Below are 23,191 nucleotides of genomic sequence, written 5' to 3'. Positions count from 1 at the left end.
CCCCCTGCGGCGAATACCCTCCATAATCACCGCATGAAACACGGTGATTACACTTACCTCTGGCAGGCTCCCGACTGGCCCCGATGGCGCTACGACCTCAACGTCCTGGCCGCACCACTGGCCGAGGTGAGTCATGCGCAAGGCCTGCTGCTGGGCCGGCTGGCCGATGTGGGACTGGGGCTGCGTGATGAAGCCAACCTGCTGGCCCTGACCGAGGACGTCCTCAAAACCAGCGCCATCGAAGGTGAACAGCTCAATCTGGCCTCGGTCCGCTCTTCCGTGGCACGTCGCCTGGGTGTCGACATCGGTGCCTTGGCCCCGGTGGATCGCCACGTGGAAGGAGTGGTCGACATGATCTTCGACGCCACCACGCATCACCGCAAACCACTGACGGCCAAGCGTCTCTTCGGCTGGCATGCGGCCTTGTTCCCGACCGGCTATTCAGGGATGAGCGAAATCATCGTCGGCGACTGGCGCGATGATGCCCAAGGTCCCATGCAAGTAGTCTCCGGTCCACTGCATCGACAGAAAGTCCATTATGAAGCGCCCCCGGCCCGACGCCTGGCGCGCGAGGTGACGCGCCTGCTCAACTGGATCAATACCGCGAATCCGGTAGAGCCCGCCCTGCTGCGCGCGGGCCTGGGGCATCTTTGGTTTGTCACCCTGCATCCTTTCGATGACGGCAACGGACGTATCGCCCGGGCCATCGGCGACCTGCTGCTGGCCCGCGCTGACGGCAGCCCGCAGCGCTTCTACAGCCTGTCGGCGCAAATCCAGCGCGAACGCAAAGCCTATTACGAGATCCTGGAACGCACGCAAAAGGGCGACATGGATGTCACCCCCTGGCTGCTGTGGTTCCTGCAGATGCTGTCAGCTGCGGTGAGCCAGGCGCATCGCACGCTGGATGCGGTACTGGTGAAGGCCCGCTTCTGGCAGAGAATCGCGGGCACCCCGCTCAATGGCCGTCAGGTCAAAGTGCTCAACCGTCTGCTCGATGGTTTCGAAGGCAAGCTGACCAGCAGCAAATGGGCGGCGCTGGCGAAGTGCTCTTCCGACACCGCCCTGCGCGATCTCAATGAACTGGTCGCGCTGGACCTGCTGCACCGTTCGGCCGCAGGGGGCCGCAGCACGAGTTACGAACTCACGTTGCGCTGAATCAGCTCCACCGGCTCGCGCGCCACCCCCAGATAACTCTCCACGATCCTCTTGTCCGCCGCCAGCGCCCCCGCCGGCCCTTCACAAACGATCTCCCCCATCTCCAGCACATACCCGTAATCGGCCACCTGCAAGGCCGCCCGCGCATTCTGCTCCACCAGCAAGGTGGCCACGCCGGTGCTGCGCAACTGGCTGATGATGGAAAGAATTTCCTTGGTGATCAACGGTGCCAGCCCCAAACTGGGTTCATCCAGCATCAGCACCTGCGGCTTGGCCATCAGGGCGCGGCCCACCGCCAGCATCTGGCGTTCGCCACCGGACAGCGTCCCGGCCGCCTGCTTGCGCCGTTCCTTCAACCGCGGGAACAAGGCATAGACAAACTCCTGCTGATCCAGATAGCCGGACTCGCCATTGCGCCGCCGCTTGTACGCACCCAGCAGCAGATTGTCCTCCACGCTCATGGACGTAAACAATTCACGCTTTTCCGGCACCAGCGACAGCCCGCGCGCCACGCGCTCCTCCACCTCCATCTGGCTCACGTCCTCGCCCTGGAAAGCGATCCGCCCGCTGGCCGCCGCACCCGCCGGCATCGCGCCCATCATGGCATTGAGCAAGGTCGATTTGCCCGCCCCATTGGGCCCGATCACGGTCACGATCTGCCCGGCCCGCAGCGACAGCGCAGCCTCGGTCAATGCTGGCACCTTGCCATAGCGCGCCGAGAGCCCGCTGACTTCCAGCAACAGCGGCGCGCTCGCCGCACGCACGTCAGATTCCACACTGGCAGCGTTCATCATGGTCGCGGCGGTCATCATTGGGCTCCTCCCAGATAGGCTTCCAGCACCGCCGGGTGGACCTGGATCTGGGCCGGCGTGCCCTCGGCAATCTTGGTGCCGAATTCCATGACCACGATGTGGTCCGTCAATTGCATCACGAAGTCCATGTCGTGCTCCACCAGCAGCACCGCCATCCCCTCGCCGCGCAGCTTGTCCAGCAATGCCGCCAGCGCCTGCTTCTCTTTCAGGCGCAGACCGGCCGCCGGCTCATCCAGCAACAACAGCGCCGGATCACAGCACAGCGCCCGTGCAATCTCCAGGATGCGCTGCTGGCCCAGCGCCAGGCTGCCCGCAGGCCGGTCAATCAGGTCGCCCAGGCCGACACGCTCCAGCTGCCGCCGCGCCTCACTGAGAATGCGCGCTTCCTCCTTGCGATTGGCACGCGCCAGGCTGGCCAGGATGCCGCGCTGGGGCGCGAACTCGCCGCGCCGGAACGCGCCCATGGCCGCGTTCTCCAGCACGCTCATGCCCGGCACCAGCCGCACATGCTGGAAAGTGCGCGCAATGCCACGGCTGGAGATCTCGCGCGAGGACAAGCCCGCCAGCGACTGCCCGCGGTAATTGAGCTTGCCACTTGTGATGGAGAGCACACCGGTCACCAGATTGAAGGTCGTCGACTTGCCCGCGCCATTGGGCCCGATCAGTCCCACGATCTCTCCGGCCTTCACCGAGAAACTCACATCATTGACCGCCACCAGTCCACCGAACTGCTTGCGTGCCGCCTCCACTTCGAGGATCACTTCGCCCCGCGCCGGCTTGGGAATCTGCGTCAATGGCGCAGCATCCGCCGGCAGCTGACGCGGCAGGCGACGCCCGAATCGCGCCTGCAGACGCGGCCACAAGCCCTCGTTGGCGAACTGCAAAAAGATCACCAGCGCGATGCCGAAGACGATGGCCTCGAAATTGCCGCCGGTGCCCAGCACCCCCGGCAACCACTCCTGCAGGAAATTGCTCAGCACCGCCAGCAGGCCCGCACCGAGGATCGCTCCCCACACATGGCCGGCACCACCGACCACCACCATCAGCAGGTAGTCGATGCCGTATTTCAAACCGAAGGGCGTGGGATTGACCGCCTGTTGCAGGTGCGCGTAGAGCCATCCGGAAATGCCGGCCAGCACTGCCGCGTAGACGAAGATGACGATCTTCAGTCGCGCCGTATCGACGCCCATGGCTTCCGGCATGACGGTGCCGAACTTGAGCGCACGCACCGCACGCCCCGCCCGCGAATCGAGGAAATTGACCACCGATACCAGCGCCAGGATCACCACGGCCCAGATCAGCAGATACATCGAGGCCCCGTTGCCGAAGGTGAACTGGCCGATGGCAATCGGCGGGATGCCGTTGATGCCGTCATGCTTGCCCAGCATCTCCAGGTTGCCGAACAGGTAGTACAGCGACAGGCCCCAGGCAATCGTGGACAGCGGCAGGTAATGGCCGGAGATGCGCATGGTGAGCGTGCCGATCAGGAAAGCCGACAAGCCGGTCAGTCCGATTCCCGCCAGCAAACCGACCCAGGGCGAGAGTCCGAACTGCGTCGTGAGATACGCAGTCGTGTAAGCACCGATGCCGACAAACGCCGCCTGCCCGAACGAGATCAATCCCGCCACGCCGGTCAGCAACACCAGCCCCAGCGCGACGATGGCATACAGGCCCACATAGGACAGCAGCGTGACCCAGAACGGCGGCAGGCCCAACTGCGGCAGCACCAGCACGATGGCGAAGAACAGCACCGGCAAGGCGGCGCGATGCGATGTGAATGCAGTCATGGCGGCGTCCTCAGGCTTCTTCGTCGATGTGGTGGCTGGTCAGCGAGCGCCACAGCAGGATGGGAATGATGACCGTGAAGACGATCAGCTCCTTGAAGGCACTGGCCCAGAAGGAAGAAAAACTCTCGATCAGTCCGACCGACACCGATCCCAATGCCGCAATCGGATAACTGGCCAGCCCGCCGAAGATGGCTCCCACAAAGCCTTTCAGGGCGATGATGAAACCGGACTCATAGTTGACGATGGTGAAAGGCGCAATCAGGATCCCGCACAGCGCACCGATCCCAGCCGACATCGCGAAGGACAGCTTGCCCGCCTGGTTGATGCCCACCCCCACCAGCCGCGCACCGAGACGATTGACGGCAGTGGCGCGCAGGGCCTTGCCGGTCAGGGTGCGCTCGAAGAAGACGTAGATCACGGCGATCAGGGCCGCCACCGTCACCAGCACGATCACGCTCTGCCCCGAGACCGGGCTCTCGCCCAAGTTGAATTGCATCTCCGTGAAAGGCTTGGTGTTGGTCCCCTCGGGGCCGAACATCAGCAGTCCCAATCCGACCATGGCCAGATGCACGCCGAGTGAGACGATCAGCAACACCAGCACGCTCGAATGCGCCAGCGGCTGGTAAGCCACGCGATAGATCATCGGCCCCATCGGCACCACGATCAGCAGCGTCAGCAGGATCTGCCAGGGCATGGCCAGCGCTTGCAGATCGACGTAACGCGTCAGTGCGTAGAGCACCAGCGGCAGGCCGATCTGCATCGCCAGCAGCGACGGCAGGCGGCGCAGAAAACGCGCGCGCGTTGCGGCCAGGCGCAGCGCGTTGCCGCCTTCAACGGCCAGCGTCACACCGCCCAGCGCCACCAGCAGCAAGGCGGTGCCGGGGGCCTGCCCGTTCTGGATGGCCGCCAGAGTCAATGCGCCGAAGGCGACGAACTCGCCCTGCGGCAGGAAAATCACCCGTGTCACTGAAAACACCAGGACCAGCGCCAGCGACAGCAGCGCATAGATCGCGCCGGTCGTGATGCCGTCCTGGATCAGCACGGTCAGAATGCTGGTATCCACTTGTCTCCTCCTGTTGATGCCGGCCGCCGCAGATCGGGCTGCGACTGGCCGGGATAGGCCCGGTTCTTGTCAGAGATGAACCTTTGGGGCTGCTTTCTTGTGTCTGGCGCGGAATACCGGATGGAGCATGAAGCTTTCTGCAAAAAACCGGATGGCTCAAGCCTGCGGCTTCTTGGCCACCAGGGTCAGGATGTCGTAGGACGCCACCAGCTCGCCGTCCTGGTTGCTCACCTCCACATCCCAGGCCACCACGCCCTGCCCCTGGCCGTTGGCATCCTTCTTGTTGCGGTCGATCTTGCGCTTGCAGGTCAGGCGCGCCGAGATGGTGTCGCCGATGCCCACCGGCTTGACGAAGCGCAGCGTATCGAGTCCGTAGTTGGCCAGCACCGGACCCGGCGCCGGCGAGACGAACAGCCCGGCGGCCGCCGACAGCACGAAGTAGCCATGCGCGATGCGCTTGCCGAACGGCGACTGGCGTGCCGAGATGTCGTCGAAGTGCATGTAGAAATGGTCGCCCGAGAGGCAGCCGAAATTGACGATGTCGGCTTCGGTGACGGTACGGCGGTGCGTAGCCAGCGAGTCGCCAATCTGCAGATCCTCGAAGTAGTGGCGGAAGGGATGGATATCCGATTCGCGCACCTTCGCACCCCGCACGTGTTCGCCCACGACTGCGGCCAGCATGGTCGGCGAGCCCTGCACCGCCGTGCGTTGCAGGTAATGCTTCACGGCGCGCGAGCCGCCCAGTTCCTCACCGCCACCGGCGCGGCCAGGACCACCGTGCTTGAGCTGCGGCAGGGGCGAACCGTGGCCGGTGGATTCCGGAGCCGCTTCGCGATCCAGCACCAGCAGACGGCCATGCCAGGCAGCGGCCGCAGGAATGGCACGCGCCGCCACCGATGGACTGCGCGTGACCAGGCTGGCCACCAGGCTGCCGCGTCCGCGTGCGGCCAGCGCCAGGGCTTCATCGAGATCGTCATAAGGCATCAGCGTGCTGACCGGACCGAAGGCCTCCACTTCATGCACCGGGCTGCCGGCGGAGGTATCGCGCGCCAGCAGCAAGGTTGGCGCGAAGAACGCACCCTCGCCCACGCCTTCGCCTTGCGGCAGGAAGCTGTTACCCGCACCCAGGATCAGCTCGGCACTATGTTTCAGCAAGGCCACGCGCTCTTCCACATCACGTTGCTGTGCGCGTGAGGCCAGCGGCCCCATGCGCACCGACTCCATTGCGGGGTCGCCGATCACGGTCTTGGACAGGCGCGCGACGAGTTTTTCCGAAATTGCATCTAAGTGCTGGCGCGGCACGATGGCACGGCGGATGGCGGTACATTTCTGGCCGGCCTTGGTGGTCATCTCGCGCGCCACTTCCTTGACGAAGAGATCGAATTCCTCATCGTCGGCATTGACGTCAGGGCCAAGAATCGCGCAGTTCAGCGAATCGGCTTCGGCATTGAAGGGAATGGAATTCGCAATCAGGTTGGGATGCGCACGCAACTTGGCCGCCGTATCGGCCGAGCCGGTAAAGGTCACCACGTCCTGCGCCTGCAGGCGGTCGAGCAGGTCGCCGGTGCTGCCGATGACCAGTTGCAGGCTGCCTTCGGGCAGCAGGCCGGATTGCTGGATCAGGCGCACCGCCGCTTCAGCCAGGTAGCTGGTGGCGGTGGCGGGCTTGACGATGCAGGGCATGCCGGCCAGGAAGGTCGGGGCGAATTTTTCCAGCATGCCCCAGACCGGGAAGTTGAAGGCATTGATATGCACCGCCACGCCGCCGCGCGGTACCAGGATGTGCGTGCCGGCGAAGCGGCCCTGCTTGCCCAGCGAGATGGCCGGGCCTTCGTGGACCAGGTTGGACGAGGGGAATTCATTGGTGCCGATGCTGGCATAGGTGAACAGCGTGCCGCTGCCGCCTTCGATATCGATCCAGCTGTCGGTGCGGGTCGCGCCCGTGTGGGCGGAGACGGCGTAGAGCGTTTCCTTGTGCTCGACCAGGTACTTGGCCAGCGCCTTGAGGATCGCTGCACGTTGCTGGAAGTCCAGCTGCATCAGCGCCGGCAGGCCCTTCTTGCGGGCATGCTCCAGCGCTTCGCCGAAGTCGATGGATTCCTGGTGGGTGCTGGCGACGGTGTGGCCATTGACTGCGCTGTGCAGTGCCTGGGCCGGGCTTTCACCGAACCAGCGGCCGGCGATGAAACTCTGGAGCAGAGGGGGACGGGTAGTCATCGGGGACTCCTGATTTGCATAGTGGATGAGCTTTACAAAATGAGGCAGCAGCAGCGATTACATCCGTCACCACCGGCCGTTCGACCTGAGTAGCGGCGCCGCCGCGTATCGAAGGCGTGGCTACGTTACAAACTCCGCAGCGCCTTCGATACGGCCCGTCGGGCCTACTCAGGTCGAACGGTCAGCGGTGCGCGAGCGTATTCGTTGTTGCTCTCAGGGCTGGTACTGCCAGGCGCCATCAACGATCTTGACCATCACCGAAGCCCGCTGGTCCAGGCCCAGGTGATCGGTGGCCGACATGTTGTAGACGCCGTGCACACCGGTGACTTCCTTGGTGGCTTCGAGCGCATCGCGCAGGGCGGCGCGGAATTCCGGCGTGCCCGGCTTGCCGCGCTTCAATGCCACCGGAATGGCCGACTGCAGCAGCACGCCCGCATCCCAGGCATAGCCGCCGAAGAGCGAGACGCTGTCCTTGCCGTGCGCCGCTTCATACTTGGCGGTGTAGTCCAGCGCCACCTTGCGGATGGGATTGGCCGCAGGCAGTTGCGCCGCTACCAGCACGGGACCGGCCGGCAGCAGGGTGCCGTCGAGCATCTTGCCGCCCACGCGCAGGAAGTCGGCATTGGCCACGCCGTGGGTCTGATAGATCTGGCCCTTGAAGCCGCGCTCCTTCAAGGCACGCTGCGGCACCACGGCCGGGGTGCCGGAGGCGGCGATGAGGATGGCATCCGGCTTGGCCGCCACCAGTTTCAGGGCTTGCGCGGTGGCCGAGGTATCGTTGGGGGCGAAGCGTTCATTGGCCACCAGCTCCAGTTTCTTGAGGCCGGCGGCTTTCTTGAATTCTTCGTACCAGCCTTCGCCATAGGCGTTGGAATAACCGATGAAGGCAATGCGCTGGTAGCCGCGCGCCACCATGTCCTTGGCGATGGCCAGCGACATCATGATGTCGTTCTGCGGGGTCTTGAAGACCCACTTCTTCTTGGCGTCCATGGGCTCGACGATGCGCGCGGCCGCGGCCAGCGAGATCATCGGCGTCTGCGCTTCGGCGGCCACTTCGATCATCGAGATCGAGTTGGGGCTCACCGACGAACCGACGATCACATCCACATTGTTTTCGGAGACGAAGCGGCGTGCGTTCTTGACCGCCTGCGTGGTGTCTGAGGCGTCATCGAGGACGATGTAGTTGATCTTCTGCCCGCCGATGGTGGCAGGCAGAAGTGCGATGGTGTTCTTTTCGGGGATGCCCAGCGAAGCGGCCGGGCCGGTGGTGGATACGGTGACGCCGACGTTGATGTCGGCGTGTGCGACGAGCGCGCAGCCGGCCAAAGCCAGCGCCAGCAAAGGGCGAGCAAACTGCATGGAGGTCTCCTTGATGATTTTGTCATTGTGGTGCTGCATGCCTGCAATGACGCTACCGATCAAGGGCTCACGTCATCGTTTCTTCTTCCCGGTGCCTTCCAGGCTGACGGCACCGATTCCGCCAAACAACAAATCGGACACGACCACGGCCATGCGTTCATGGGTCAGTTCGCCATCGGGCTTCAACCACATGAACATCCAGTTGATCATGCCGAACAACAGCATGGCCAGCGGCTTGGCCATGCGGCTGCGATCCAGTTCCGGCCGCACCGCGCACATGGCCTCGGCCACCGCCTTGACCACCTTGCGCTCGCCGCTGAGGATGCGCTTCTGGTCTCCCGGTTCCAGGAAACGCACGTCCTCGGTCAGGACGCGATGCTCGTTCTGGGCATCGCGGTATTCCTCCACGAAGCGCTGGATCAGCAGGCGCAAGCGCGGCTCGGGGTCCAGCTCCTGCTGCGCGACTTCATCGACCAGCGCACAGAGGCGATCGATGTGGTCTTCGCAGATGTGCATCAGCAACTGGTGCTTGTCGGCAAAGTAGTGATACAGCGACGCCTTGGACAGGCCACACGCCAGCGCCACCTCATTCATCGATGTGCCCACGAAACCATTGCGCGCAAACAAGGCTGCCGCCTGTTCGATGATGGTCTCGCGCTGGTTGTCGTATCCCGCTGCTCGCTTGCGTGGCATAAATGCTTCCTCGTCGATATTTCCGCAAAGTCATGATTGTGCCGTAAATCAAAACTCTTACGAAACATCTATCGGAGACATCCCGCTCTGCCAGCCTCCCTGCCCTGCCTCAACTTCCCTGCCTGCTGACCACGGTCAGAAAAAATCTTCAAAACATTATTGACCAACCGGTCGGTCGAAATTATTATTCCTCAAAAAACAGCGGCAGGCAAATGCTTTTTTCCATGCGTTTCAACCGGGAAAGACAAGCAAAGTTCAGCACGCTGCAACCACAAGCTGCTGGCGCCTGCAGTGAAAGCGCCGGCCAAGGAGACGCTGTGCCCTGTTATTCGATCGAAGGCGTGATCCCGGTGGTCGACCCGGCCGCCTATGTCCATCCCACGGCGGTGCTGATCGGCGACGTCATCGTCGGCCCCGATTGTTACGTCGGCCCGGCCGCCTGCCTGCGCGGCGACTTCGGCCGCATCGTGCTGGAACGCGGCGCCAACGTGCAGGACACCTGCGTGGTCCACGGCTTCCCCGGCCACGCGACAGTGGTGGGCGAGAACGGCCACATCGGCCACGGTGCGGTGCTGCACAGCTGCACCGTCGAACGCGATGCGCTGGTGGGCATGAATGCGGTGGTGATGGATGAGGCAGTGGTGGGCGCACAGTCCATCGTGGCGGCCTGCGCCTTCGTGCGCGCCGGCATGCAGATTCCCGCGCGTACCCTGGTGGCCGGTTTGCCGGCCAAGGTGGTGCGCGACCTGACGGAAGAAGAGATGGCCTGGAAACGGGCCGGTACCGAGACGTATCACGACCTCGCCAAGCGCAGCCTGAAGAGCCTGCGGGAGGTCAGCCCCCTGGCGCAGATCGAAGAGAACCGGCCGAGCCTGGCCGCGCCCTTCGTCGAACCGCTGATCGCGGCCAGACGGGCCTAGCAGACGGCAGCATATTTTTTCAGTTTCAAGATTCACGCTTACACCTCACGCAGACGCAGGGCCGGTCCCTGCGGCAAGGACCGTGTTCGTCCTGCCTCCGCGTGATCCACCTTCATGGAGAAGCAGCATGTATGCACAACTCGTAGAAACCGGACTGGCCAAGGTGCGCAGCGCCGATGACATGTCCCCCGAAGAACAGGCTTTCCAGGCGCGCATCGATGCGGGCGTCAAGATCGAGCCCAAGGACTGGATGCCCGAGGCCTATCGCAAGACGCTGGTACGCCAGATCTCGCAGCACGCCCACTCGGAAATCGTCGGCCAGCTGCCCGAGGCCAACTGGGTCACGCGCGCCCCGACCCTGGAGCGCAAGGCCATCCTGCTGGCCAAGATCCAGGACGAAGCCGGGCACGGCCTCTACCTCTACAGCGCGGCAGAAACCCTGGGCGTGTCGCGCGATGCGCTGCTGGGCGACCTGCATTCCGGCAAGGCCAAGTACTCCAGCATCTTCAACTATCCGACCCTGAGCTGGGCCGACATGGGGGCCATTGGCTGGCTGGTGGATGGCTCGGCCATCATCAACCAGATCCCGCTGTGCCGCTGTTCCTATGGTCCCTATTCGCGCGCCATGGTGCGCGTATGCAAGGAGGAATCCTTCCACGCCCGCCAGGGGTACGACATCATGCTGGCGCTGTGCCGTGGCACGCCCGAGCAGAAGCAGATGGCGCAGGATGCGCTGAACCGCTGGTGGTGGCCGGCGCTGATGATGTTCGGTCCCTCCGATGCGGAATCGGTCAACAGCGCGCAATCGATGCAGTGGCGCATCAAGCTCTTCTCCAATGACGAACTGCGCCAGCGCATGGTCGACCAGACCATCCCGCAGATCGAATACCTGGGCCTGACCGTGCCCGACCCCGATCTCAAGTGGAACGAAGAACGTGGCCGCTACGACTTCGGTGAAATCAACTGGGACGAATTCCACAACGTCCTGCGCGGCAATGGCCCCTGCAACCGCGAACGCCTGGCCACCCGCAAGAAAGCCTATGACGACGGTGCGTGGTTCCGCGATGCGCTGGTGGCGCACGCCGACAAGCGTGCCGCGCGCAAGGCGGCGTGATTCGCCCATCGTCTGTTTCTGAATCGCTTCATCTCACAACCTGCCAGTGGCCGCCCGACATCACCGGGCGGCCCGCCAACAAGGAAACGCATCATGAGCAAGGAATGGCCTCTCTGGGAAGTCTTCATCCGCAGCCAGCACGGTCTGGCCCATAAACACGTCGGCAGCCTGCATGCCCCCGATGGCGAGATGGCCATCAACAATGCGCGCGACGTCTACACCCGCCGCAACGAAGGCGTGGGCATCTGGGTGGTGCGTGCCGCCGACATCGTCTCCTCCAGCCCCGGCGACAAGGCCCCGCTGTTCGAACCGGCCAACAGCAAGGTGTATCGCCACCCGACCTTCTTCCCCATGCCGGCCGAACTGAAGAACCTGTAAGAGGCGCGCACCATGACCCACAAAACCGATTACGTGCGACGCCTGGGCGACAACGTCCTGGTGCTCTCGCAACGCCTCTCCGAATGGTGTGGCAAGGGCCCGGCCCTGGAAGAAGACATGGCCTTGATCAACGTCTCGCTGGACCTGATCGGCCAGGCGCGCCTGTGGCTGGCCTACGCCGCTGAACTGGAAGGTGCAGGACGTAACGAAGACCAGCTGGCCTTCCTGCGCGATGCCCATCAGTTCCACAACCTGCTGCTGGTGGAGCTGCCCAATGGCAGCTATGCCGATACGCTGGCACGCCAGTTCCTCTTCGACGTGTGGCATTACTTCCTGCTTGAGGGACTCTGTGAAAGCAGCGATGCGCGCATCGCCGAGATCGCGCAGAAGTGCTTCAAGGAAGTCACCTATCACGTACGCCGCAGCACCGACCTGATGATCCGCCTGGGTGATGGCAGCGAAGAAAGCCATCGCCGCATGCAGGACGCCATCGATGCGCTGTGGATGTACACCGGCGAACTGTTCACCACCGACGCGCTGGACCAGGCCATGCAGGCCGAGGGCATCGCACCGGATCTCGCAGAACTGCAGCAGAAGTGGCAGCAGCACGTCACCGAGGTGATGCGCGAAGCCACACTGCAACTGCCAGCGTCCGGACTGTGGATGCAGAGTGGCGGCAAGCAGGGACGGCATACCGAACACCTGGGCTACCTGCTGGCGGAGATGCAGTTCCTGCAGCGCACCTATCCGGGAGCGAGCTGGTGAACGAGCTGGCCTCCCGCGCGCAGACGCTGCAGGCGAGCATCTGGGAATGGCTGGAGGCCATTCCCGATCCGGAGATTCCGGTCATCTCGGTGGTGGACCTGGGCATCGTGCGTGCCGTCGAGGTTTCCGATGACGATGCCGAGGCAGCACGCTGCACCGTGGTCATCACCCCGACCTACTCCGGCTGCCCGGCCATGGGCGTGATCGCGCAGGACATCAGCACGGCACTCAAGCAGCACGGACTGGCCGAGGTGGCCATCCGCACGCAGCTGGCACCGGCCTGGAACACCGACTGGATGAGCGAGAAAGGCCGCCGCAACCTGCAGCAATACGGCATCGCGCCCCCGGCGCAGCAGGTCATCGACATTCGCGGCATCAGTATCCGGCGACAAGCTGCACCGCAGGTGCAATGCCCGCATTGCGGTTCGATGCAGACGGTCTGCGTGAGCCAGTTCGGCTCCACCTCCTGCAAGGCGCTGTACCAGTGCAAGGACTGCCGCGAGCCGTTCGATTACTTCAAGGCGCATTGAGCCGCGCTCAATGTCCCAGAACAAAGGCACAAGATCATGAGCAAATTCTATCCACTGACCATCTCGGGCGTGAAACAGGAAACGCGCGATACCATCGTGGTCTCCTTCGCCGTCCCGCCCGAATTGCAGGACACGTTTTCCTACCAGCAAGGCCAGCACCTGACGCTGCGCTCGCACATCGAGGGCGAGGAATTGCGCCGCTCCTATTCGATCTGCGCGGCCACCCAGGAAAAGCAGTTGCGCGTGGCCATCAAGCGCGTACCGGGCGGGCTGTTCTCGAACTGGGCCAATGAATCCTTTGTCCCGGGACAAAGCATCGAAGTGATGCCGCCCATGGGCCACTTCAACGTCCCGCTGGATGCGGCCAACCGCAAGCACTACCTGGCCTTTGCGGCGGGCAGCGGCATCACGCCGATGATCTCCATCATCAAGACCACCCTGCTGGCCGAGCCGCACAGCCGCTTCACGCTGGTCTATGCCAATCGCGCTTCCTCCTCGGTGATCTTCAAGGAAGAGATCACCGACCTCAAGGATGCCTACCTCGAACGCCTCAACGTGATCTGGGTGATGAGCCGCGAACAGCAGGACGTGGAATTGTTCAACGGCCGCATCGACCGCAGCAAGTGCGATGCCTTCTTCGCCTCCTGGATCGACCTAAAGGACGTGGATGCCGCCTTCCTGTGCGGCCCGGAAGAAATGGTGCAGGCCGTCTCCGATTCGCTGCAGGCGCATGGCCTGCCCAAGGCGCAGATCAAGACCGAACTGTTCGCCGCCAGCGCGCCCACGCGTGCGCATGCTTCGCGCCCGGTCGTCGGCAAGAAGGAATGCGAAGTCACGGTGATCGTCGACGGTTATCACAACGTCTTCACCATGGACAAGGAAAAGGAATCCGTGCTCGACGCAGGCCTCAAGCACGGCATCGACCTGCGCTACTCCTGCAAGGGCGGCGTGTGCGCCACCTGCCGCTGCAAGGTGGTCGAGGGCAAGGTCGACATGGATGCCAACTACGCGCTCGAAGACTACGAGATCGCGCGCGGCTTCGTCCTGAGCTGCCAGTCCTTCCCGGTCAGCGACAAGCTGCTGCTGGACTTCGACCAGGACAACTGAGCCAGCCACGCCCGCACGATGCGGCCCTCCCTTTGATCAGCCCCTGAACTTTCCTGAGCCCATGAGCGACTCCACCATCCTCTTCGAGAACCATGACGGCATCGCCGTCATCACCCTGAACCGCCCTGACAAGCTCAACAGCTTCACCGTGGCCATGCACCTGGAATTGCGCGAGGCCATCGCCACGCTGCAGGCCGACACCAGCGTGCGGGTGCTGCTGCTCACCGGTGCCGGTCGCGGTTTCTGTGCCGGCCAGGACCTGGGCGACCGCGCCGTCAAACCCGGCGACGGCGCCGTCGACCTGGGCGAATCCATCGACAAGTACTACGGTCCGCTGGTGAAGTCACTGCGTGCGCTACCTTTCCCGGTGATCTGCGCCGTCAATGGCGTGGCCGCCGGTGCGGGCGCCAACCTGCCGCTGGCCTGCGACATCGTGCTGGCCGCGCGTTCGGCCAGCTTCGTGGAAGTGTTCTGCAAGCTGGGACTGATCCCCGATACCGGCGGCACTTATTTCCTGCCGCGCCTGGTAGGCACGGCGCGCGCCATGGGCATGGCACTGCTGGGCGAGAAGATCAGCGCCGAGCAGGCCGAACGCTGGGGCCTGATCTGGAAGTGCGTGGACGACGACAAGCTCATGGAAGAAGCCTATGCCATGGCCACCCACTTCGCCCGCGCCCCGACCAAGGGACTGGCCGCCACCAAGGCCACGCTGTATGCCAGCCCGGCCAATACGCTGCCCGAACAGCTGGACCTGGAACGCGACACCATGCGTGCCCTCGGCCACAGCCGCGATTACCGCGAGGGCGTGAACGCCTTCCTGGAAAAGCGCGCGCCGCAATTCACGGGGCAATGACATGAGCGCAGCAGTGTCTCCGCACGCCCTGCCCGCCACGGCCCGCGTCGCTGTCATCGGCAGCGGCACCATGGGCGCCGGCATTGCGCAGGTGGCGGCAGTCGCCGGCCATCCGGTGCAGCTCTACGACAGTCGCGACGGTGCCGCGGCCAAGGCCATCGCCGACATCCGCGCCAGCCTCGACAAGCTGGCCAACAAGGGCAAGATCACGCACGAACAGGCGCAAGGCGCGAGCGACCGGCTGTCGGTAGCCCACGCGCTGCAGGAAATGCGCGATGCGCGCCTGGTGGTGGAAGCCATCGTCGAACAGCTGGCGGCCAAGCAGGAACTGTTCGGCAAACTGGAATCCATCGTCGATGCGCAGTGCATCCTGGCCAGCAATACCTCCTCGATCTCGATCACCCAGATCGCAGCCACGCTGCGCCATCCCGAACGTCTGGCCGGCATGCATTTCTTCAACCCGGTGCCGATGATGGCGCTGGTGGAAATCATCCGCGGCGTATGCAGCGATGCCACCGTGGTGCAGTGCCTGCATGACACCGCGCTGGCCTGGGGCAAGGTGCCGGTGGTGGCCGCCTCGACACCGGGCTTCATCGTCAACCGGCTGGCGCGTCCCTATTACGCCGAAGCCTTGCGCGTGCTCAATGAGCGCGGTGCACAACCGGCGACCATCGACGCCATCCTGCGCGAGTCCGGCGGTTTCCGCATGGGGGCGTTCGAACTGATGGACCTGATCGGGCATGACGTCAATTTCGCCGTCACGCAATCGGTGTTCCAGGCGTATTTCAATGATCCGCGTTTCACGCCGTCGCTGATCCAGCAAGAGCTGGTGCACGCCGGCTTCCTCGGGCGCAAGAGCGGACGCGGTTTCTATCGCTATGGCGCGGCGCCGGAAACGCCACAGCCAGTCACCGTCCCGGCATTCGGCACGCCCACGGTACCGCTGCAATTGTTCGGTACGCATCCGCTGGTGGAAGTAATCCGCGCGCGCTATCAGGGCCGCGTGGAGTACTGCGAGGCGCGCGCCGACCAGCTGCTGATGAAGGCCGGCCCCGGCCGCCTCTACATGACCGGCGGCCGCACCGCGACCCAGCAATCCTACGACTACAACATGCCCGACGTGGTGCTGGTGGACCTGGCACTGGACTATGCCACGGCCCCGCGCCTGGCCCTGACCCGCGCCGACCAGTGCCGCGACCGTGCCTGGGAGGCGGTGGCCGGCGTGCTGCAACACTGCGGCTTTGCCCTCTCGCCGCTGCAGGACGTGCCGGGCATGGTGGTCATGCGCACCGTCTGCATGCTCATCAACGAAGCGGCGGACGCCGTCAGCCAGGGCGTGTGCAGCAAGCAGGACGCCGACCTGGCCATGCAGAAGGGCGTCAACTATCCGCGCGGCCCGCTGGCCTGGGCCGATGCCATCGGCGTCGACACCGTCGCCAATGTACTGCGCCAGCTCAGTGCCACCTATGGCGAAGACCGCTACCGCGTCTCGCCCCTGCTCCAACGACTGCAAGCATCCGGGAGGAAATTCCATGAGTGAAACCGCATTGTCATTCCCATCTGCCGAGATGGATCCGCAAGCCCTGGCCGAGGCCACGGTACAGGCCATGTTCCCGCGCGACAACGCTTCCCAGGCGCTGGGCATGAGGATTCTGGAAGTCGCGCCCGGCCGCGCGCGCATGAGCATGCTGGTGCGCAGCGACATGCTCAATGGCCACGCCACCTGCCACGGCGGTTTCATCTTCGCGCTGGCCGACAGCAGCTTTGCATTTGCCTGCAACAGCCGTAATCTCAACACCGTGGCATCGGGGTGCAGCATCGAATACGTGGCACCGGCCCTGCGCAATGACGTCCTGACTGCCGAGGCACAGGAACGTACGCTGGCCGGCCGCACCGGGGTCTACGACATCACCGTGAGCAACCAGGACGGCAAGATCATCGCGCTGTTCCGGGGCAAGTCCTATCGCATCAAGGGCGAGGTGATCACCGGATTGCCGGCGGCACGACAAGACCACGCATAAAAGAACACCCATACCAACAGAGACAGGAGACCACCATGACCACCCGCACTCCACAACCCGGCGATCTGGAACCCATCGAAACCGCCAGCCGCGACGAACTGCAGGCGCTGCAGCTGCAACGCCTGAAATGGTCCTTGCAGCACGCCTATGACAACGTGGCGCACTACCGCAATGCCTTCGACCAGGCCGGCGTGCATCCGGACGATCTCAAGAGCCTGTCGGATCTGTCCAAATTTCCCTTCACCACCAAGCAGGACCTGCGCGACCACTATCCCTTCGGCATGTTTGCCGTACCGCGCGAACAGGTGGTGCGGGTGCACGCTTCCAGCGGCACCACCGGCAAGCCGACCGTGGTGGGCTATACGCAGAACGACATCGATACCTGGGCTACCGTGGTGGCGCGCTCCATTCGCGCCGCCGGCGGCCGGCGTGGCGACATCGTGCAGATTTCCTATGGCTACGGGCTCTTCACCGGCGGCCTGGGCGCGCACTATGGTGCCGAAAAACTGGGCTGCACCGTGATCCCCATGTCGGGTGGCCAGACCGAGAAGCAGGTGCAGCTCATTCGTGATTTCAAACCCAGCATCATCATGGTCACGCCCTCCTACATGCTCAACGTGATCGAGGAGTTCCAGCGCCAGGGACTGGATGCGGCGGCCAGCTCGCTGAAGGTCGGCATCTTCGGCGCCGAGCCCTGGACCGATGCCATGCGCCGCGAGATCCAGCAGCGCGCCGGCATCGATGCAGTGGACATCTACGGCCTCTCCGAAGTGATGGGGCCGGGCGTGGCCAGCGAATGCATCGAGAGCAAGGATGGTCCGGTGATCTGGGAAGACCACTTCTATCCCGAGATCATCGACCCGGATACCGGCGAAGTGCTGCCCGATGGCTCTGAAGGCGAACTGGTCTTTACCTCGCTGACCAAGGAAGCGCTGCCGATGATCCGCTACCGTACCCGCGACCTCACACGCCTGTTGCCGCCGACCTCGCGCGCGATGCGCCGCATCGGCAAGATCACCGGACGTTCGGACGACATGCTCATCATCCGTGGCGTGAACGTGTTCCCGACCCAGATCGAGGAACTGATCCTGAAGCTGCCGCAACTGGCCCCGCAATACCAGCTGCAGATCGAACGCCACGGCCACATGGACAGCATGTGCGTCTTCGCCGAGCTGCGCGAAGATGCCTCCAACGAACACGTGGAGGCGCTGGAGAAGGAGCTGCAGCGCAGCATCAAGACCTATGTCGGCATTTCGACCAAGGTGACGGTGGTGCCGGCCGGCATGATCGAGCGCACTTCGGTGGGCAAGGCCAAACGCGTGATCGACCATCGCAAGAAGGCGGAAGCCCCCGCCACCTCGGCCGTTCCGGCCTGATGCCCGGCCCTGAAACCCTTGATCCAGGAAGAAAAAACTTATGGAAGCATTGATCTGTGACGCCATCCGCACGCCCTTCGGCCGCTATGGCGGTGCATTGGGCGCGGTACGCGCCGACGACCTGGCGGCCGCGCCCATTCGCAGCCTGATGGAGCGCAACCCCGGCGTGGACTGGCGCTGCGTCGACGACATCCTCTATGGCTGCGCCAACCAGGCCGGCGAAGACAACCGCAACGTGGCCCGCATGGCCGGTCTGCTGGCCGGCTTGCCCATCGAGGTGCCGGGCACCACCCTCAACCGCCTGTGCGGCTCCAGCCTCGATGCAGTGGGCATGGCTGCACGCGCCATCAAGTCGGGCGAGGTGCAGCTGATGATCGCCGGCGGCGTGGAGAGCATGACGCGCGCGCCCTTCGTGATGGGCAAGGCGGAATCGGCCTTCTCGCGCAGTGCCGCGATCTTCGATACCACCATCGGCTGGCGCTTCGTCAATCCGCTGATGAAGGCGCAGTACGGCATCGACTCGATGCCCGAGACGGCCGAAAACGTCGCCACCGATTTCAACATCAACCGGGCCGACCAGGACGCCTTTGCGCTGCGCAGCCAGCAACGCTGGGCGGCAGCGCAGGAGGCCGGTTTCTTCGCGGGCGAGATCGCACCGCTGGCCATCCCGCAGAAGAAGGGCGATCCGCTCATCGTCACCACCGACGAACATCCGCGCCCGGACACCACCTTGGCCACGTTGGCCAAACTCAAGGGCGTGGTGCGTCCCGATGGTACGGTCACGGCCGGCAATGCCTCCGGCGTCAACGACGGCGCCTGCGCGCTGCTGCTGGCCTCGCCCAAGGCGGCCGACCTGTATCGCCTGAAGCCGCGTGCGCGCGTGCTGGGCATGGCCACCGCCGGTGTCGCGCCGCGCATCATGGGCTTCGGCCCGGCCCCGGCGGCACGCAAGGTATTGGCGCAAGTCGGGCTGACGCTGGCGCAGATGGATGTGATCGAACTCAACGAAGCCTTTGCCGCACAGGGACTGGCGGTGACGCGCGATCTGGGCTTGCCCGACGATGCCGCACACGTCAATCCGAATGGCGGTGCGATTGCCATCGGCCATCCGCTGGGGGCTTCCGGCGCGCGGCTGGTGACCACCGCCCTCAACCAGCTGGAGCGCGCCGGCGGCCGCTATGCGCTGTGCACCATGTGCATCGGCGTGGGCCAGGGCATCGCGCTGGTGATCGAACGGGTGTGAGCCCACGAGACTGGCCCGTGCGCGCATGTTTGCTCGCTTGCAACATGCCGCGCACGGCAGCAGCACTTCACGAAGCTGACATCGGGATCGGGTAAAATGCCCGGCCACGGCAGGCCTTTGCCGAGCTCCGGAGCTCGCCGCCCTGCCCCCGAATCCACCCCGCCGGCCTGCGCGCCGGCCCTTCGCCAGTGCAGCATCATGAGCAAGCAAGCCAACAGCGCCCCCGGCCGCCAGCCGAACCGGGCCAAACCCACTGCCGAGAGCGCCCCGCAGGCGCATGAGATCCGCCCCGGCCAGTCCATCGAACTGCTCAAGGAACTCCACATCCTCACGCGCGACGGCAAGCTGAACCAGGACAGCCGCCGCAAACTGAAACAGGTCTACCACCTCTACCAGTTCATCGAACCGCTGCTGCAGGAAGTGCTGGACGATCATCCCGACGTGAGCCTGGTCGACCATGGCGCGGGCAAATCCTATCTCGGCTTCATCCTCTACGACCTGTTCTTCAAAAGCCTGCAAGGGGCACCGCGCATCTACGGCATCGAAACGCGCGAAGAGCTGGTGCGCAAGTCCGAAGAACTGGCCGCACGCCTGGGCTTTGGCGGCATGTCCTTCCTGAACCTGTCGGTGGCCGATTCCATCACCTCGCCCAGCCTGCCGGAACAGATCGATGTCGTTACCGCCCTGCACGCCTGCGACACCGCCACCGATGACGCCATCCATTTCGCGCTGGCCAAACAGGCCCGCTTCATCGTGCTGGTGCCGTGCTGCCAGGCCGAAGTGGCCTCGGTGCTCAACCGCAACAAGGGCAAGTCGCTCGCCAATTCGCTCACCGAGATCTGGCGCCATCCGCTGCATACGCGCGAATTCGGCAGCCAGGTCACCAACGTGCTGCGTTGCCTGCAGCTGGAAGCGCATGGCTACAAGGTCAGCGTGACCGAGCTGGTGGGCTGGGAACATTCGATGAAGAACGAGTTGATCATTGCGCAATACCGCGACCTGCCGCGCCGCCGTCCGGCCGAGCGCCTGCAGGAAGTGCTGCGCACGCTGGGGCTGGAAGAGATGGGCGAGCGCTTCTTCGCGCCCCTGGCCGCCTGAGCCGGCGCCAGCAGGCAAGCGGACGGGAACGCTTCTTGCTGCACAGGAATGACAGCGGGACGGGCTTCATTTGCCGCCGTCCCTGCCGATAACGTCGGATTGGATCACGGCAATCGCAATACAGGCAGTCAGGCCGCACGCGCGACATCGCGGCCGCAGGGAGACCGGGCAACCGGATTGGGCAAGGGGCCGGCCGGACGCCGGAAAATGCAGATGAGCACATGAAAGCCACCATCGATATGGAATCGCTGATTGCCGACAACGAGCAACTGAGGAGCGAGCTGCAGGAGCTGCTGCAGCAGGCGCACATCAACCAGTCCATCATCGAACGCCATCAGGCCTTCGACCTGAAACTGATCGGCGCCAGCGAATTCCGCGAACTGATTGACGTCATCCTGACCGTGATGCCCGGCGTGTTCAGCCTGGAGACGGTGACGCTGTCCCTGATCGATGGCGACTACGCGATCCAGCGCATCCTGCGCGACCTGCAGATCGGCGTGAACGAATTCCCCAAGCTGCTGTTCCTGAAGGCCCCGCTGCACTTCATCGACGAGGATGATCCGCTGGACGATGAAAAACCGCGCCTGGGCCAGTACGTGCCGGCGCTGCACGGCGCGCTGTTCCCGCATTACCAGCCGGTGAGCGTGGCGGTGCTGCCGCTGGTGCGCCAGCACCGGCTGCTGGGCTACCTGTCGCTGGGCAGCGCCTATGCCGAGCGCTTCACCCGCAGCCTGGCCACCGACTTCATCCAGCGCCTGGCGACCGTGGCGGCCATCTGCCTGGAAAACGTCATCAACAACGAGCGCCTCAAGCACATCGGCCTCACCGATCCGCTGACCGGCGTGAACAACCGCCGCTACATCGAGCAGCGCATGCAGGAAGAAGTGGCACGCAGCCAGCGTGACCGCTCGGCGCTGTCTTGCCTGTTCATCGACATCGACCATTTCAAGCGCGTCAACGACCAGTTCGGCCACCAGAGCGGCGACGATGTGCTGCGTGAAGTGGCCGCGCGCATCAAGAAGGAACTGCGCCTGTCGGATGCGCTGGGGCGCTTCGGCGGGGAAGAATTCGTGGTGCTGCTCACGCACGCCACGCGGGACGACGCCGCACGCATCGCCGAGCGTATCCGCGCCGGCATCTGCAGCCGTGGCGTGATGATCGAAGGCTCGCGCGATCCGCTGCGCATCAGCGCCTCCATCGGCGCGGCCTCGCTGTCACCGCCCGACCGCAGCCGTCCCGCCGCCGAGGTCAAGCAGGCCATGCTCAAGGCCGCCGACCAGGCGCTCTACCAGGCCAAGGAAGCCGGGCGCAACCGGGTCATGCTGGCACCGGCCGAATGAGCGGCTGATCAGGCCGGCTGCACCGCCACACGGCGATCGCGCACGATCCACGGGGCGGCGATGATGAGTACGCCGCCGATCAGATCCTGCGGCCGCAGCTCGGCCGCGCCCAGCATCCAGGCAGAGAAAGTCGCCACCAGGATTTCGGCCAGCATGATGACGGCCGCGATGTTGGCCGGCAGCCGCGCCACGCCATATTGCAGGCTCAGGTTCGACACCAGGAACAGCACCGCCCACAGCGCCACCACCGGCGCAGCCGCCATCGGCAGGGGCAGCGGCCAGGCCACCACCCCGGCCGCCGACAGCACCACGCCCAGCAGGCTGGCAAAGACGCCGCTCCCCACCAGCATCGCCACCGCCCGCGTGCCATCGGAGAAACCGTGCAGACGACGCAGGAGCACGTTGGTCACTGCAAAGAGCAGGCCCGAGGCCACCGCCATCCAGTCCGGCAGGCTCTGCGGCAGCGGCAGGCCCAGGCGCGGCTGGTACAGCACGATGAAGGCGCCGCCCAATCCCAGGGCCACGCGTGCCAGCGAACGCGGGGTGATGGCTTCGTGCAGCACCAGGCGCGCCAGGATCACGGTCCACACCGGCATCAGGTAGAACAGCAGGATCACCCGCACCACGTCGCCATAGGCCACCGCCATGTTGAAGGAGGCATTGGTCAGCCCCGTGGCCAGCCCCACGCCCAGCAGGGCCGGATGGCGCCACAGCAGCGGCAGTTCGCGATGGCGCAGGGTCAGCAGCAAGAGCGCACAGCCGCTGAAGATGGCGGCCGTGGCCCAGACCGGATGCAAGCCCATGCCTTCCAGCGCGCGCGTGCCGGTCCAGGACAGGCCCCAGATGAAGGTGTTGAGCAGCAAGGCGGCGACGGCGGATTTGGGAAGGGAGTGCATGTCGTGTTCAGGAGGAGGCGCGTCAGTCAATCCGGCAGGCAAGCCAATGTACGTGCGCAGTGGCAGACGGTGGTTGGCCGGCGCTGATAGCGGGTATTAATCCAGGCTTAATGCTCCACACAAGGAGCATTAACAAAATCAAAATGCCGTTCAGTGCAGCACTGAACGGCATTCAATTGCAGCACGACCGCAGCCGGAACATCAGCTGCGCTTGGCCTCGGCCTGCAGGCGTTCGTACTTGTCCATCAACTGCTCGCGGCTTTCGCGCCAGGCCGGATTGAACGGGATGCAGGCCACCGGGCAGACCTGCTGGCACTGCGGCTCCTCGAAATGGCCCACGCATTCGGTACATTTGTCCGGATCGATCTCATAGATCTGCGGCCCCATGTAGATGGCCTCGTTGGGGCATTCCGGTTCGCAGACGTCGCAGTTGATGCAATCGTCGGTAATCATCAGTGCCATTG

Annotated in this window: 22 protein-coding genes; 14 read left to right on the top strand and 8 right to left on the bottom strand. The window is 64.4% G+C overall.

Features of this window, described 5'->3' with window-relative positions; all coding sequences use genetic code 11:
* Positions 1-33 precede the first annotated feature (33 nt).
* On the top strand, positions 34-1,155 hold the full coding sequence (locus tag ACWHXP_RS24275) for a Fic family protein (RefSeq protein ID WP_489634856.1): 1,122 nt from the start codon (positions 34-36) through the stop codon (positions 1,153-1,155).
* Here ACWHXP_RS24275 and ACWHXP_RS24270 read toward each other — a convergent pair.
* The 6 genes from ACWHXP_RS24270 to ACWHXP_RS24245 form a co-directional block, all read right to left on the bottom strand.
* Positions 1,134-1,967, bottom strand: coding sequence for an ABC transporter ATP-binding protein (locus tag ACWHXP_RS24270; protein ID WP_489634857.1), 834 nt, complete (start codon positions 1,965-1,967; stop codon positions 1,134-1,136). The two genes, ACWHXP_RS24275 and ACWHXP_RS24270, sit on opposite strands and share 22 nt — an antisense overlap.
* On the bottom strand, positions 1,964-3,754 hold the full coding sequence (locus tag ACWHXP_RS24265; protein ID WP_145604872.1) for a branched-chain amino acid ABC transporter ATP-binding protein/permease: 1,791 nt from the start codon (positions 3,752-3,754) through the stop codon (positions 1,964-1,966). The genes ACWHXP_RS24270 and ACWHXP_RS24265 overlap by 4 nt, the downstream gene beginning before the upstream one ends.
* Before the next feature lie 10 nt (positions 3,755-3,764).
* Complete coding sequence (locus ACWHXP_RS24260) at positions 3,765-4,817, bottom strand: branched-chain amino acid ABC transporter permease (RefSeq protein WP_489634858.1); 1,053 nt, start codon at positions 4,815-4,817, stop codon at positions 3,765-3,767.
* 156 nt (positions 4,818-4,973) lie between these two features.
* Positions 4,974-7,034, bottom strand: coding sequence for a phenylacetic acid degradation bifunctional protein PaaZ (paaZ, locus tag ACWHXP_RS24255; RefSeq protein ID WP_489634859.1), 2,061 nt, complete (start codon positions 7,032-7,034; stop codon positions 4,974-4,976).
* Positions 7,035-7,247: 213 nt separating this feature from the next.
* Positions 7,248-8,393: an ABC transporter substrate-binding protein gene (locus tag ACWHXP_RS24250; RefSeq protein WP_204727025.1), complete on the bottom strand. Its 1,146-nt coding sequence runs from the start codon at positions 8,391-8,393 to the stop codon at positions 7,248-7,250.
* Between the two features lie 72 nt (positions 8,394-8,465).
* A complete protein-coding gene (locus ACWHXP_RS24245; RefSeq protein ID WP_034330702.1) occupies positions 8,466-9,086 on the bottom strand; it encodes a TetR/AcrR family transcriptional regulator in 621 nt (206 codons plus the stop codon).
* A 317-nt stretch (positions 9,087-9,403) separates the two neighbouring features.
* Here ACWHXP_RS24245 and ACWHXP_RS24240 point away from each other — a divergent pair, with 317 nt between their 5' ends.
* The 13 genes from ACWHXP_RS24240 (at position 9,404) to ACWHXP_RS24180 (ending at position 21,831) form a co-directional block, all read left to right on the top strand.
* Positions 9,404-10,006, top strand: a complete 603-nt coding sequence (locus ACWHXP_RS24240) for a phenylacetic acid degradation protein PaaY (RefSeq protein WP_121040448.1) — start codon at positions 9,404-9,406, stop codon at positions 10,004-10,006.
* 127 nt (positions 10,007-10,133) lie between these two features.
* Positions 10,134-11,120, top strand: coding sequence for a 1,2-phenylacetyl-CoA epoxidase subunit PaaA (gene paaA, locus ACWHXP_RS24235; protein WP_039786318.1), 987 nt, complete (start codon positions 10,134-10,136; stop codon positions 11,118-11,120).
* Positions 11,121-11,213: 93 nt separating this feature from the next.
* Positions 11,214-11,498, top strand: a complete 285-nt coding sequence (gene paaB / locus ACWHXP_RS24230; protein ID WP_008332574.1) for a 1,2-phenylacetyl-CoA epoxidase subunit PaaB — start codon at positions 11,214-11,216, stop codon at positions 11,496-11,498.
* A gap of 12 nt (positions 11,499-11,510) precedes the next feature.
* Positions 11,511-12,263 (top strand): 1,2-phenylacetyl-CoA epoxidase subunit PaaC, encoded by a 753-nt coding sequence (gene paaC, locus ACWHXP_RS24225; RefSeq protein WP_489634860.1) that lies wholly within the window; start codon positions 11,511-11,513, stop codon positions 12,261-12,263.
* A complete protein-coding gene (gene paaD, locus ACWHXP_RS24220) occupies positions 12,260-12,793 on the top strand; it encodes a 1,2-phenylacetyl-CoA epoxidase subunit PaaD (protein ID WP_121040454.1) in 534 nt (177 codons plus the stop codon). The genes paaC and paaD overlap by 4 nt, the downstream gene beginning before the upstream one ends.
* A gap of 36 nt (positions 12,794-12,829) precedes the next feature.
* A complete protein-coding gene (paaE, locus tag ACWHXP_RS24215) occupies positions 12,830-13,900 on the top strand; it encodes a 1,2-phenylacetyl-CoA epoxidase subunit PaaE (RefSeq protein ID WP_259433349.1) in 1,071 nt (356 codons plus the stop codon).
* 61 nt (positions 13,901-13,961) lie between these two features.
* Positions 13,962-14,753, top strand: a complete 792-nt coding sequence (gene paaG, locus ACWHXP_RS24210; protein ID WP_489634861.1) for a 2-(1,2-epoxy-1,2-dihydrophenyl)acetyl-CoA isomerase PaaG — start codon at positions 13,962-13,964, stop codon at positions 14,751-14,753.
* Position 14,754: 1 nt separating this feature from the next.
* The gene (locus ACWHXP_RS24205; RefSeq protein ID WP_489634862.1) at positions 14,755-16,293 is read left to right on the top strand and encodes a 3-hydroxyacyl-CoA dehydrogenase; all 1,539 of its coding nucleotides are present in this window, start codon (positions 14,755-14,757) and stop codon (positions 16,291-16,293) included.
* Positions 16,286-16,774 (top strand): hydroxyphenylacetyl-CoA thioesterase PaaI, encoded by a 489-nt coding sequence (gene paaI, locus ACWHXP_RS24200; protein WP_489623879.1) that lies wholly within the window; start codon positions 16,286-16,288, stop codon positions 16,772-16,774. Before ACWHXP_RS24205 ends, paaI begins: the two co-directional genes overlap by 8 nt.
* Before the next feature lie 35 nt (positions 16,775-16,809).
* Positions 16,810-18,150, top strand: a complete 1,341-nt coding sequence (gene paaK / locus ACWHXP_RS24195; protein ID WP_489634863.1) for a phenylacetate--CoA ligase PaaK — start codon at positions 16,810-16,812, stop codon at positions 18,148-18,150.
* Positions 18,151-18,190: 40 nt separating this feature from the next.
* The gene (gene pcaF, locus ACWHXP_RS24190) at positions 18,191-19,393 is read left to right on the top strand and encodes a 3-oxoadipyl-CoA thiolase (RefSeq protein ID WP_204727021.1); all 1,203 of its coding nucleotides are present in this window, start codon (positions 18,191-18,193) and stop codon (positions 19,391-19,393) included.
* Between the two features lie 198 nt (positions 19,394-19,591).
* Entirely contained in the window at positions 19,592-20,491 is a 900-nt protein-coding gene (locus ACWHXP_RS24185) for a class I SAM-dependent methyltransferase (protein ID WP_489634864.1), read from the top strand.
* A gap of 221 nt (positions 20,492-20,712) precedes the next feature.
* Positions 20,713-21,831 (top strand): DUF484 family protein, encoded by a 1,119-nt coding sequence (locus ACWHXP_RS24180; RefSeq protein ID WP_489634865.1) that lies wholly within the window; start codon positions 20,713-20,715, stop codon positions 21,829-21,831.
* Between the two features lie 8 nt (positions 21,832-21,839).
* Here ACWHXP_RS24180 and ACWHXP_RS24175 read toward each other — a convergent pair whose 3' ends face one another.
* Together ACWHXP_RS24175 and ACWHXP_RS24170 are read right to left on the bottom strand one after the other, a co-directional pair.
* Entirely contained in the window at positions 21,840-22,727 is an 888-nt protein-coding gene (locus ACWHXP_RS24175; RefSeq protein ID WP_489634866.1) for a DMT family transporter, read from the bottom strand.
* Positions 22,728-22,928: 201 nt separating this feature from the next.
* Positions 22,929-23,189, bottom strand: a complete 261-nt coding sequence (locus ACWHXP_RS24170) for a YfhL family 4Fe-4S dicluster ferredoxin (protein ID WP_034330680.1) — start codon at positions 23,187-23,189, stop codon at positions 22,929-22,931.
* Positions 23,190-23,191 lie beyond the last annotated feature (2 nt).

It is taken from the genome of Herbaspirillum sp. Her2 (assembly GCF_057961375.1).
Note: the sequence above shows the minus strand (reverse complement) of the source record. Positions and strands in the feature narration are given on the sequence as shown.

Coding starts and splice junctions, on each gene's coding strand:
- ACWHXP_RS24275 (WP_489634856.1), top strand. CDS start 34: ATGAAACACGGTGATTACACTTACCTCTGGCAGGCTCCCGACTGGCCC.
- ACWHXP_RS24270 (WP_489634857.1), bottom strand. CDS start 1,967: ATGATGACCGCCGCGACCATGATGAACGCTGCCAGTGTGGAATCTGAC.
- ACWHXP_RS24265 (WP_145604872.1), bottom strand. CDS start 3,754: ATGACTGCATTCACATCGCATCGCGCCGCCTTGCCGGTGCTGTTCTTC.
- paaZ (WP_489634859.1), bottom strand. CDS start 7,034: ATGACTACCCGTCCCCCTCTGCTCCAGAGTTTCATCGCCGGCCGCTGG.
- ACWHXP_RS24250 (WP_204727025.1), bottom strand. CDS start 8,393: ATGCAGTTTGCTCGCCCTTTGCTGGCGCTGGCTTTGGCCGGCTGCGCG.
- ACWHXP_RS24245 (WP_034330702.1), bottom strand. CDS start 9,086: ATGCCACGCAAGCGAGCAGCGGGATACGACAACCAGCGCGAGACCATC.
- paaA (WP_039786318.1), top strand. CDS start 10,134: ATGTATGCACAACTCGTAGAAACCGGACTGGCCAAGGTGCGCAGCGCC.
- paaB (WP_008332574.1), top strand. CDS start 11,214: ATGAGCAAGGAATGGCCTCTCTGGGAAGTCTTCATCCGCAGCCAGCAC.
- paaC (WP_489634860.1), top strand. CDS start 11,511: ATGACCCACAAAACCGATTACGTGCGACGCCTGGGCGACAACGTCCTG.
- paaE (WP_259433349.1), top strand. CDS start 12,830: ATGAGCAAATTCTATCCACTGACCATCTCGGGCGTGAAACAGGAAACG.
- paaG (WP_489634861.1), top strand. CDS start 13,962: ATGAGCGACTCCACCATCCTCTTCGAGAACCATGACGGCATCGCCGTC.
- ACWHXP_RS24205 (WP_489634862.1), top strand. CDS start 14,755: ATGAGCGCAGCAGTGTCTCCGCACGCCCTGCCCGCCACGGCCCGCGTC.
- paaI (WP_489623879.1), top strand. CDS start 16,286: ATGAGTGAAACCGCATTGTCATTCCCATCTGCCGAGATGGATCCGCAA.
- paaK (WP_489634863.1), top strand. CDS start 16,810: ATGACCACCCGCACTCCACAACCCGGCGATCTGGAACCCATCGAAACC.
- pcaF (WP_204727021.1), top strand. CDS start 18,191: ATGGAAGCATTGATCTGTGACGCCATCCGCACGCCCTTCGGCCGCTAT.
- ACWHXP_RS24185 (WP_489634864.1), top strand. CDS start 19,592: ATGAGCAAGCAAGCCAACAGCGCCCCCGGCCGCCAGCCGAACCGGGCC.
- ACWHXP_RS24180 (WP_489634865.1), top strand. CDS start 20,713: ATGAAAGCCACCATCGATATGGAATCGCTGATTGCCGACAACGAGCAA.
- ACWHXP_RS24175 (WP_489634866.1), bottom strand. CDS start 22,727: ATGCACTCCCTTCCCAAATCCGCCGTCGCCGCCTTGCTGCTCAACACC.
- ACWHXP_RS24170 (WP_034330680.1), bottom strand. CDS start 23,189: ATGGCACTGATGATTACCGACGATTGCATCAACTGCGACGTCTGCGAA.